The sequence below is a fragment of the uncultured Nostoc sp. genome (assembly GCF_964245445.1).
GTDB lineage: Bacteria > Cyanobacteriota > Cyanobacteriia > Cyanobacteriales > Nostocaceae > Nostoc.
Window position 1 is genome coordinate 1 of the sequence record NZ_CAXTNE010000269.1, and the last position, 10,635, is coordinate 10,635.

Genomic DNA, 10,635 nt, shown 5'->3' on the forward strand with positions numbered 1-10,635 from the left:
GCTTGAGCCGTGTACTTGGAAAACTTGTACGCACGGTTCTTAGGGGGGAAAGGGGTAGAAATGCTCCCGCCCTACCCGATAACGTAATTCAAGGGATTGGGTATTGGGCATGGGGCATTGGGCATTGGGTAGGGGGCATTGGGCATTGGTTAAAAATCAATAGTTATTCTTCCCCTGCTTCCCCTGCTCTCTCATCTCCCCACTCCCTACTTTAAATACTCCATAAGCGGTAGATACTCATTGTGTTTGTCCTCAGTGGTTACGAGTACCTTCTAGGCTTCTTCATCATCTGTAGCCTAGTACCTGCCTTAGCGCTCTCAGCTTCCAAGCTCCTACGACCCAGTGGTTACAGCCCAGAACGGCACACCACCTATGAATCTGGCATGGAACCCATCGGGGGAGCCTGGATTCAGTTCAACATCCGCTACTACATGTTTGCTTTGGTCTTCGTCGTCTTTGATGTGGAGACTGTATTCTTATATCCTTGGGCAGTAGCTTTTCACCGTTTGGGACTATTAGCATTTATTGAAGCGCTAGTCTTTATTGCAATTCTTGTAGTCGCTTTAGTTTACGCATGGCGTAAAGGAGCTTTGGAATGGTCTTGAATTCTAACTTAACAACCCAGGGCAAAGAACGAATCATCAACCCCATTGAGCGGACTACAATCACTCAAGACCTTTCAGAAAACGTCATTTTGACCACGGTTGATGATCTCTACGACTGGGCGCGGCTTTCTAGTCTGTGGCCGTTGCTATTTGGTACTGCTTGCTGCTTTATTGAGTTTGCAGCTTTAATTGGTTCACGATTTGACTTTGACCGTTTCGGGCTAATTCCCCGTTCTAGCCCCCGCCAAGCCGATTTAATTATTACGGCAGGGACTATTACGATGAAGATGGCTCCGCAACTAGTGCGTCTTTATGAACAAATGCCAGAGCCAAAGTATGTAATTGCGATGGGTGCTTGTACAATTACTGGCGGGATGTTCAGCGTTGATTCCCCCACGGCAGTGCGCGGAGTCGATAAACTAATTCCTGTGGATGTGTACTTACCTGGTTGTCCTCCCCGTCCAGAAGCAATTATCGACGCAATCATTAAGCTGCGGAAGAAAATCTCCAATGAATCGATGCAAGAGCGACATAAAATTAAGCAGACCCACCGCTACTACAGTACGACTCATAACCTGAAGCCAGTACAACAAATTTTAACTGGTAAGTATTTGCAGTCAGAAACTCGCTCTGTACCACCGAAGGAATTGACGGAAGCGATCGGTATGCCAATACCACCTGCACTGCTGACAGAAAAGGCGCAAAAGGAGGAACAAACCCGTGGCTGAAGAAGAATCTAAACCAGTACCAGCAGCCAAAGAAGAGTCATTGGTACAAGCGGGTAAAATTTCCCAGTGGTTGACGGAAAATGGCTTTGACCATGAGTTTTTAGCACCGGATAAGAATGGTGTAGAAATAATTAAGGTGGTGGCAGATTTCTTGCTTCCTACCGCTACAGCCCTTTATGCCTACGGGTTTAATTATCTCCAGTTTCAAGGTGGTGTTGACCTTGGGCCAGGACAGGAATTGGTGAGTGTGTATCACTTGATTAAAGTCGGTGATAATAGCGATCGCCCCGAAGAAGTGCGAGTTAAGGTATTCTTACCACGGGAAAATCCTGTAGTGCCTTCTGTGTACTGGATTTGGAAGACCGCAGATTGGCAAGAGCGCGAGTCTTACGATATGTTCGGCATTATCTACGAAGGACACCCAAATCTCAAGCGGCTTTTGATGCCGGAAGATTGGGTGGGTTGGCCTTTGCGGAAGGATTACATCTCGCCAGATTTTTATGAGTTGCAAGATGCTTATTAGATAGTGCTGAATAGAGACGCGATTCATCGCGTCTTTACAAGATAGTGCTGAGTTTCGGCAGTGATTAACCCCTTTCCGGTGGCGGAGAGGGGTTATGTTTTTGGTGTTTCATATAAAGTTGGTTGACAAAATTTGCTGTAATTCATTGACTGTATTTACAGTTTTAATTGCCTGTTGAATTGTTTTTAATTTCTGCAAATCCGTAATTTGAGAAATTATCGGCATTAATTCTGAACTTTGATTGCCAAACTTAATTTCTAATGCCAATTCAATCCCTGAATATAACTCCTCCTTTCTTCCTCGTTCTTCCCCTTTGCTAAAAATTTCTTGATACCAAGGCGACTGTTCTAAAAGTGCCATATCCCACCTCAGAATTTGTTGAACTATTGCACTATCTAATACAAAAGTAGCAAAAAATCCTAATACTGTTTCTAGTTGATTCAATTGTTCATCTGCACGCAAGATTCGCAATGCGTCCCGAATTGTAGACTCGTTATTACCTCCTTTAAGGATAGGTACAAATGGAAGTAGTGATGGTAATGGTTGTGCAAAGGCAATGTTTACATCAACTTCCCACAGGTTAATGACACGGTAATCTTGAATAGCACGTAAACCAGCAATATTTAATGCATAACTTGTCGGTATTTCAGCGTCACTTGCCTTGAGGATATTAATTAGTACTGGATACGTTGGCAAATTATATTTTTCTTCTGCAAGTGCTGCGTATGCACGCATCCTGCGCGGCATTTCAGGTTTATAGCGGAGTTGTAATTCGTTAAGAACGAGAAATTTTCCATACTAAGGACTTTTGACACTGATTAAAACATCACTTTCTCGACTTATCCACTGAAATTCTGAGTTGAGAATTTCGCCAGCAACAATATCAGGAATTTGTGTTACCCATTTTACCCAGTTATCAGGTGCAAGGCTGATTAAGCGTTTGGTGCTGACATCGGCGGGTTTTATCATGGCGTTGTAAACGCACTGAAAGTTATCAAATAATTATACTTAATACTGGATTACAGATATTCATATTTTTGATTGGACTACTTAGAAAAAGCGATCGCACCCAATCTGAGATAATTTGAGTGCGATGTCTACGACGGGCTTTGTCTACGCAATTCTTGAGTAGAGAACACTAATTGTTTTGTTTTTAACGCAGAGGTTCGCGGAGGAGATGTCTAAGATGCTCAGTGAAATTTCTTAGTAATCGGAATCGCTATCTCTACCGTTGTAACTATAATTTGTGGGAGAATTTAATGTAAATATTTAAAGTAATATGTCAGAAACACCCCAAGACGACGGCATTTGGATTGTTACCGATGAAACGCCGCAAATATCGATTCCTGATGGTGCTAAAGGCGGGAGTACTAATACACGCAGTTGGGGAGACGAAGCTATCAGGGAAAGCACTGGTAGCAAAGGTGTAGGAGATGCCATTAAGGTTAGCGCTCAAACATTAGAGCAAAATATGACTCACTTTCTCAAAGTCGTGGGAAGTTTGTTTAGTCAAGCCCAACAGCAAGCAAAAGTCAACTCCAAGATGCAGCTAGATGAAATTGAGCTATCGGTAGAGATTAGTGCAGATGGGGAAGTTAAATTAATAGGCAGTGGTGTCAAAGCTGGGAGTAAAGGAGCGATTAAGCTAAAGTTTAAACGCCAAGAACCAGGGTGAGATGGCAAAAAATTGGGCGATCGCGATCGGAATTAACCAGTATGATTATCTGCAACCGCTAAACTATGCCAAGCGGGATGCACAGTCAATGCAGGAGTTTCTGAGGAATGAAGCCGGATTTGAGCGGATATATTTCTTCTCAGATGACTCCCCTGATATTGCTGGAAAATCGACTCGCCCAACTCGCACTAACTTGCTGCGAGTCTTGCGACAGTTATTTGAAAATCCCTTTATGGGAGCAGGGGATAATTTCTGGTTCTTCTTCAGTGGTCATGGGATAAGATACGCTGACCGTGATTATCTTATGCCCTGTGATGGCGATCCAGAGGATATTGAAAACACGGCAATTGCGATTAACTTTGTGACTGAACGCCTGCGTCGCTGCGGTGCTGATAATGTTGTCTTGATTCTGGATGCTTGTCGCAATGAAGGCAAAAAAACAGGTGAAGGAATTGGGCGACAAACCGCAGATGAAGCACGTCAACAAGGAGTTATCAGCATTTTTTCTTGTATTCCCCAAGAGTATTCTTATGAAATTGAAGCTTTACAACAAGGTGCTTTTACCAGTGCATTACTAGAAGGGTTAGGAATTCAAGGTAAATGCGCTACTGTTGAACGATTGGCGCAATATCTCAAGTTTCGTGTACCTGAACTGGTTCGCCAGTATAAGAATACAAGGCAAACGCCTTATGTAATTGCTGAACCGGTGAATAAATCTCACCTAATAGTTGTGCCACGATACGCAACCCTAGCGGATATCGCCACGTTGAAAAATGATGCTTACCAAGCAGAAGTAAACAGTGATCTAAATTTAGCAGAGCAATTATGGATTCGGGTATTAGCTGCGGCTTCAGGGCAAGATATGGAGGCGGTGACAAGTTTACAAAGAATTGAACGGTTGCGAAATAGTTCTGCAAATCCTGATGTACCTCAGCAAACAATTCCACAAGTATCTAAGTCAGTCACAAATACACCTATAAGTAAACTTCCTCAAATTCCAACTCCCAAGCCAACCCTACCATCCCCGATTAATAATACTCAGGCTTCTGGTGCGGAACAATTTACAACATCTACAATTTCAACACCTTCAACACCATCAAAAAACCCAATCTTACCTAACTGGTCACGACGACGTGTAATTCAAACTGCTGGATTTGCAGTTACTGGGTTGGGTTTGACAATTGCAATACCACGTTTTTGGCCATCTGATTCAGGAGAAAGTGGCGGCACCGTCCACACCACTGAACTTAGCCTAAAAAGCTTTCCATTTGAAGTTGTCACAGTAGATGCATCGGGAAATATTACCAACCGCAACAACCGTGAAGCCAAATATTTTGTTGAAGACTTAGGAAATGGTATCACCCTGGAAATGGTGGAGATACCAGGGGGAACCTTTAGGATGGGTTCACCGAAAGAGGAAGCAGGGAGATATGAAAGTGAAAATCCCCAGCATGAGGTAAAAGTGCCTGGGTTCTTTATGGGTAAATATGAAATCACCCAGGCACAGTATCAAGCAATTATGGGTAGTAATCCTTCTTATTTCACAGGTGATGAACGACTACCTGTAGAAAACGTGAGTTGGGATGATGCAGTAGAATTTTGTAAAAAGTTGAGCGAGAAAACAGAAAAAACCTATCGACTACCTAGCGAAGCAGAATGGGAATATGCTTGTCGTGCTGGAACCAAGACCGCGTTTTATTTTGGCGAAACGATTACCACTAAGTTAGTAAATTTCGGCGGTAAAGAAACAAAACTAAAACCAGTCGGTAGTTTTCCAGCTAATGCCTTTGGTTTATACGATATGCACGGCAATGTTTGGGAGTGGTGTCAAGATTATTGGCATGACAATTACAACGACGCACCCACTGATGGCAGTGCTTGGTTAACTGGTGGAAATAATACTCCTCGGCTGCTGCGCGGTGGCTGTTGGCTCTACATTCTAAGGGACTGTCGTTGTGCTATTCGCGGCAGTAATATCCCTGCGCACCGCACCTCCATTATTGGGTTTCGGGTGGTTGGGGTGGTTGCGTGAGCGCTCCCAAAGGTCAGAGCTGATAAATGGGAATTTATCGAGCGTACATCAGGGAGTCCAGACCTGAACCAGCGAGGAAGCCGACAACCTCCGAATATCAAACCGAGTCGGATAGCTTGGTAGGTTGCAAAACCGAACAGTTGTTCGACTCAATTAATTCTGCGACATTTAAAAGAAACTTCTAAAATTTAGCTCATTTTTAATTGTTCTAATTTTTGTTTAATCAAAATTTCAACTAGTTAATTTAATGACAGAGGCAGAAGCACGCAAAGTTGATATTCCGCAATCTACTAAAGAAGCTCTTTATCAGTGGTTTGCTACTCGCACTCGCACTGAAGAAACAAATTTGCAAGCAGAAGTTAGTATAGGTTTTGACCTCTTAAAATTGATTAGTTCTAAATTAAAAGCTGATGCTAGCGTTAGGGATGAAATTAAGCAAGAGTTTGAACGCAAGTTATCAGATTTAGTTGCCAGAATTAACGAAATAGCTGCTTTAATTCAAGCTGCTACTAAACAAAATGTTTTAGTAATTATTGATGATTTAGATAAACTGGATTTAGGCAGAGTTAACGAAATTTATCGAGATAACATTAAAGCTCTTTGTCAACCTAACTTTCAAATTATCTACACTATCCCGATCGCAGTACTTCGGGAAACATTTATCAGCACAATAATTGCCACTGAAACCAATGATCAAGTTGTGGCAATGCCTGTGTTAAAAATTTTTGATAAAGGTAAAAATCGCTTCCCTAACGCTGAACCTCGCCCGGAAGCAACAAACATTCTCGGTGAAGTTTTACAAAAGCGAATTTCCAATGAATTAATCACGGCAGAAACTGCTGAAAAAATCGTGATTTACAGTGGTGGCGTATTGCGAGAGTTAATTCGGATTTCTAAGGAATGTTGCCGCATTTGTTTGCGAATGATCCGGCGAAATCCCACAGCCGAAATTATTATTGATGATAAAATTCTCCTTCAGGCAATCAATAAAATCCGCAATGACTTTTCTATACGTTTAGGAAAAGTTGATACAGATATTTTGCAGAGTGTTTATGAACAATTTATGCCCAATGACCCTAAACAAGCAGAGTTTTTGGATTTGCTACATGGGCTGTATGTTCTAGAATATCGCACTGATGAAACTTGGTACGATGTTCATCCAATTATTATAGAAAGCTTGAGAAGACAGGGAGCTATTAATGTTAAATGAAGAATTATTTGATGAGGCAGAAAATCAAGACGCATATGATGATTTAATTGTTTCTATTGAAGCTCAAAAACGGGGATTAAATTTACTGATCGCAGTTTGCGATGATGCTAGCTTTCGTGATGAGATTATTGCCCAATATGAAGCTGAACTGCAACCCGCTTTTCATGCATATCGAGTGACTTTAGCACGTCAGGAACCGAGCCTAAAAGCTGCTCTTAACCAACTGTTACAGCAAGAAGAATATCTTCGTCAGCATAACCCGGCGGTGATTACTGGGACGGGTGCTGAACAACTTTATTTTCTCCGATTGGGAAATGAGCAATCGGAACAGGAGAAATTTTTTGGTTACTTACAGTGGACAAGGGAAGGATTGCGCGAGTTTCCGTTTGCGATCGTGCTTTGGGTAACTAACCAAATTTTAGTCAACCTGATTAAAAAAGCCCCTGATTTTTGGAGTTGGCGCAACGGTGTATTTCGGTTTGAATCTAAAAAGACGAATGCTATTCCTGGTAAAGAACTAGAAAATATACGTTTTGTTTTTAGAGATACAGAATTAGCCAGCACAGATACTAATGAAGATAACTCCTTTTTCTTGCCCATCCAAGATTTACAAGGATTAATTGAGAAAGTAGAACAGGAACAGGGAACTAAAGACCGCAGTTTGGCTACTTTATACTCAAGATTAGGTGATATTTACCGCAGCAGATTAGAGCGGGGTGAGTCTCAGAATTATCAAGAAGAACAAGAACTAGCAATAAAGTATTGGCGTAAGGCGATTGACCTACAAAATGAATCGGGTTTGCAGATAGATTTAGCTACTAGCCTCGACAATTTAGCAGGAATCTATCGTGCAACAGGACATTACGGCGAAGCCGAACCATTATATCAACAAGCTTTAGAATTGAGGAAACGCCTGCTAGGAGACAACCATCCTTCTTTTGCTACTAGTCTGAATAATTTGGCAGGACTCTACAAATCTACTGGACAATATACTAAAGCGGAACTTTTATATCAAGATGCTTTGGAACTGAGGAAACGCCTGTTAGGAGAAAACCATGCCGATGTTGTCGCCAGTCTTAACAATTTGGCATTACTATATGATGAACAAGGACGTTATGAAGAAGCAGAACCTCTGTATCTGCAATCATTAGAACTCGAAAAACGTTTGGTTGGCGAAAATCATCTTTCTTTCACTTTTATACTGAATAATTTAGCCCTACTTTATTATCATCAAGGACGTTACACTGAAGCTGAACCGTTGTCGCAACAAGCAATAGAACTAGATAAGCGATTTTTGGGAGAAGATAATCCTGATGTTGCAACAGATTTGCACAATTTAGGATTGATATACCGCGCTCAAGGACGTTACGATCAAGCTGAATCTTTGTTTTTGGAATCGTTGAAACTCAAGCAACGTCTATTGCAAAAGGCGCATCCGCTTTTAGCAGATACTATTTATGCTCTTGGTTATATGTACAGGGAGCAGGGGCGTTACAATGAAGCGGAACCCTTATGTATAAAAGCCTTAGAACTTGATAAGCACCTATTGGGAGAAAATCATCCTAATGTTGCTGAAAGTCTCAATAATCTGGCAGAGATTTATCGTGAAACTGGACGTTATGATGAAGCAGAACCGCTTTATTTGCAAGCTTTAGATATTTGTGAACGAGTCTGGGGTGTTAATCATATTCGTAGTGTGGCTGTTCGGGAAAATTTAGAAAAACTTAGTGTAGCAATGCGGGAGAATTAAGGTCAGAAAATCTCACGCAGAGGCGCACAGGTGCAGAGAGAAGGATTGAGTTTTAAGACAGTCGTTAGAGTTATTTGATTTTTAGTTGGGTAGCGATCGCCTGTTAAGTAGTCATGCAAAATTAAATATATATTGTCATTAATGCTCTAAATTACTTAAATTTTAGGTTTTTTAATAGAAATCAACAATTTTAGAGACGTTGCAATGCAACGTCTCTACATCTAGGTTATTGCATGAGAATTTGACGGATTAAAATGCTCATAACCTCATCTGGGTTATCAGTTGGTTGCAGTGGACTCCAGTCGCCAACACTGGCGTAGCCAATTACCTGTAAATAGTGGATTGTGCTAGTAACGGCTTTAGCAGAACCAATGAGTAGATGCTTTATCCGTTCTCTCTTGGGAAATGAACTCTCAGGCGATTGATTGCCGATGGGTGGACTGGAATCGTCGCCACGCAGATATTGTTCTAATTTTGACTGGGCGGAATTTTTCAATTGTGCCATTATTGTATTCATACTCCGATTTTGGGGTTTAAATAAGGGCGATCGCACACTTCTTTCCGGGATGAGGCGATCGCCTTTATCGATATTGGGGTTTAGATAAGAGCGATCGCTATCACAGCCCACTTTTCCACGCAATAATCAACATTTCCGAGATTCGATACCTGGCACCAATTGAATAAATTTTTCTGCTACCTCATGCACCTCTGTACTCTCAGTTACTTTTTGGTTATTCCAAGGTAAACTCATTTGCCCAAGCGATGACTTTTTAGCCTTACCAGCCTTAATCATCGACGGTAAAAAGCGACTACCCCTCCCTAACGGGAAGTCAAAAATCAAAAGTCAAAAGTCAAAAGTTTATTGTTTTAGCTTTGCTTTAGTTATTACGATTGATTTAGCAATAATTTTAATTCACTGTTCACACTCATTTAAAAAGTTTTTTACTTGTGTCTTAGTGCAGAACCGCTTTATTTGCAAGCTTTAGATATTTGCGAACGAGTCTGGGGTGTAAATCATCACCGTAGTGTCACTATTCGTCAAAATTTGGAAAAACTCGCCGCAGCAATGCAGAATAATGGAGAGTGCGATGTCTTGTCTACGACACGCTGCGCGAACGACAACCCCTTCGGGGAACGCATTACATAGAGCAAAAACATTATTTTGGCTTAAGCTGACTCCAATCTAGAGATAGCAAAATGGCTAAAGATGTTTTCCATCAACAGGTTAAAAAAGCATTAATTAAAGATGGGTGGATAATTACTCACGATCCTTTTACAATTCGTATTAGTGAAGCAATTAAACTACAAATAGATTTAGCGGCTGAAAATGCCATTGCCGCAGAACGTAATACAGAGAAAATAGCTGTCAAAATTAAAAGTTTTATTGCAGATTCAGATATCAGTGAATTTCATAATGCACTTGGACAAACAATATCTTAATTACTGCCAAGCTCTCGAAGAACAAGAAGCTGACAGAATCCTATATTTAGCTGTCCCTAGCGAAACCTATCAAAATTTTTTTCAACTCTCCTTCGTCCAACGTGCCCTTCAACGTTACCAAGTTAAATTAATAGTATATGATCCTAGACAGGAGGAGATTCAGCAATGGATAAAATAAAATATTATCGACAACTAATAAAATAAATATTGACAGAACATGCACAAATTATAAATAACGCGGATACAGTCAATTCACAACTAATTATTGATAGCGAAAACGACCATTATCAATTAGCTTACGTTGGCTGGCAAGGAGATAAGCGGGTATTTGGCCCGGTCATGCATTTTGATATTCAAAATGGGAAAATATGGATTCAGTATAATGGTACAGAAGAGTCTGTTGCTGAACGATTGGTTGAGTTAGGTGTACCTCCTTCTGATATTGTCATTGGGTTCCATTCTCCTTTTAAACGCCAATTTACTTCTTATGCTGTCGAATGAATGTAAATATTTTCAACTCAGATGATATAGCAAGCGACTGGGGACTGGGAACTGGGTGAAAAGTCTTTTTATGTCTAAGTTTTTTCATCTGTTGATGTCCTAACCACTTTGGCTGTTGCTATGAACCTATCCCACTAATAATATTTTGTGAATCCAGATGTGGATAGTAGC

The 10,635-nt window shown here is 41.0% G+C and carries 10 protein-coding genes and 3 pseudogenes; 11 read left to right on the top strand and 2 right to left on the bottom strand.

Annotation, left to right across the window (positions count from 1 at the left end; genetic code table 11):
• From ACFE90_RS30840 to ACFE90_RS30855, 4 genes and pseudogenes are all read left to right on the top strand, one after another.
• Positions 1–215 (top strand): annotated as a pseudogene (locus ACFE90_RS30840) (hypothetical protein); the annotation flags it as partial.
• 27 nt (positions 216–242) lie between these two features.
• Complete coding sequence (gene ndhC, locus ACFE90_RS30845) at positions 243–605, top strand: photosynthetic/respiratory NAD(P)H-quinone oxidoreductase subunit C (protein WP_196526961.1); 363 nt, start codon at positions 243–245, stop codon at positions 603–605.
• The gene (gene ndhK / locus ACFE90_RS30850; protein WP_375506150.1) at positions 596–1,333 is read left to right on the top strand and encodes a photosynthetic/respiratory NAD(P)H-quinone oxidoreductase subunit K; all 738 of its coding nucleotides are present in this window, start codon (positions 596–598) and stop codon (positions 1,331–1,333) included. The genes ndhC and ndhK overlap by 10 nt, the downstream gene beginning before the upstream one ends.
• Complete coding sequence (locus ACFE90_RS30855) at positions 1,326–1,856, top strand: NAD(P)H-quinone oxidoreductase subunit J (RefSeq protein WP_375506151.1); 531 nt, start codon at positions 1,326–1,328, stop codon at positions 1,854–1,856. Before ndhK ends, ACFE90_RS30855 begins: the two co-directional genes overlap by 8 nt.
• A gap of 108 nt (positions 1,857–1,964) precedes the next feature.
• On the opposite strand, the pseudogene ACFE90_RS30860 reads toward ACFE90_RS30855, so the two are convergent.
• Positions 1,965–2,825, bottom strand: a pseudogene (locus ACFE90_RS30860) (Rpn family recombination-promoting nuclease/putative transposase).
• A 310-nt stretch (positions 2,826–3,135) separates the two neighbouring features.
• Between ACFE90_RS30860 and ACFE90_RS30865 the strand changes: the two are divergent.
• The 4 genes from ACFE90_RS30865 (at position 3,136) to ACFE90_RS30880 (ending at position 8,523) form a co-directional block, all read left to right on the top strand.
• Complete coding sequence (locus ACFE90_RS30865; protein ID WP_375506152.1) at positions 3,136–3,531, top strand: hypothetical protein; 396 nt, start codon at positions 3,136–3,138, stop codon at positions 3,529–3,531.
• Position 3,532: 1 nt separating this feature from the next.
• Positions 3,533–5,563 (top strand): SUMF1/EgtB/PvdO family nonheme iron enzyme, encoded by a 2,031-nt coding sequence (locus ACFE90_RS30870; protein ID WP_375506153.1) that lies wholly within the window; start codon positions 3,533–3,535, stop codon positions 5,561–5,563.
• Positions 5,564–5,810: 247 nt separating this feature from the next.
• On the top strand, positions 5,811–6,773 hold the full coding sequence (locus tag ACFE90_RS30875; protein ID WP_375506154.1) for an ATP-binding protein: 963 nt from the start codon (positions 5,811–5,813) through the stop codon (positions 6,771–6,773).
• Positions 6,763–8,523, top strand: coding sequence for a tetratricopeptide repeat protein (locus ACFE90_RS30880; protein ID WP_375506155.1), 1,761 nt, complete (start codon positions 6,763–6,765; stop codon positions 8,521–8,523). Before ACFE90_RS30875 ends, ACFE90_RS30880 begins: the two co-directional genes overlap by 11 nt.
• A gap of 226 nt (positions 8,524–8,749) precedes the next feature.
• Here ACFE90_RS30880 and ACFE90_RS30885 read toward each other — a convergent pair whose 3' ends face one another.
• Positions 8,750–9,028, bottom strand: coding sequence for a hypothetical protein (locus ACFE90_RS30885; RefSeq protein WP_375506157.1), 279 nt, complete (start codon positions 9,026–9,028; stop codon positions 8,750–8,752).
• A 441-nt stretch (positions 9,029–9,469) separates the two neighbouring features.
• Here ACFE90_RS30885 and ACFE90_RS30890 point away from each other — a divergent pair, with 441 nt between their 5' ends.
• The 3 genes and pseudogenes from ACFE90_RS30890 (at position 9,470) to ACFE90_RS30900 (ending at position 10,464) form a co-directional block, all read left to right on the top strand.
• Positions 9,470–9,670, top strand: coding sequence for a hypothetical protein (locus ACFE90_RS30890; RefSeq protein ID WP_375506156.1), 201 nt, complete (start codon positions 9,470–9,472; stop codon positions 9,668–9,670).
• A 50-nt stretch (positions 9,671–9,720) separates the two neighbouring features.
• A pseudogene (locus ACFE90_RS30895) lies at positions 9,721–10,141 on the top strand (XisH family protein).
• 26 nt (positions 10,142–10,167) lie between these two features.
• On the top strand, positions 10,168–10,464 hold the full coding sequence (locus ACFE90_RS30900) for a XisI protein (RefSeq protein ID WP_375506158.1): 297 nt from the start codon (positions 10,168–10,170) through the stop codon (positions 10,462–10,464).
• Positions 10,465–10,635 lie beyond the last annotated feature (171 nt).

Bases quoted from the DNA above. Each gene is read 5' to 3' on its own strand.
- ndhK (WP_375506150.1), top strand. From the start codon at position 596: ATGGTCTTGAATTCTAACTTAACAACCCAGGGCAAAGAACGAATCATC.
- ACFE90_RS30865 (WP_375506152.1), top strand. From the start codon at position 3,136: ATGTCAGAAACACCCCAAGACGACGGCATTTGGATTGTTACCGATGAA.
- ACFE90_RS30870 (WP_375506153.1), top strand. From the start codon at position 3,533: ATGGCAAAAAATTGGGCGATCGCGATCGGAATTAACCAGTATGATTAT.
- ACFE90_RS30875 (WP_375506154.1), top strand. From the start codon at position 5,811: ATGACAGAGGCAGAAGCACGCAAAGTTGATATTCCGCAATCTACTAAA.
- ACFE90_RS30880 (WP_375506155.1), top strand. From the start codon at position 6,763: ATGTTAAATGAAGAATTATTTGATGAGGCAGAAAATCAAGACGCATAT.
- ACFE90_RS30885 (WP_375506157.1), bottom strand. From the start codon at position 9,028: ATGGCACAATTGAAAAATTCCGCCCAGTCAAAATTAGAACAATATCTG.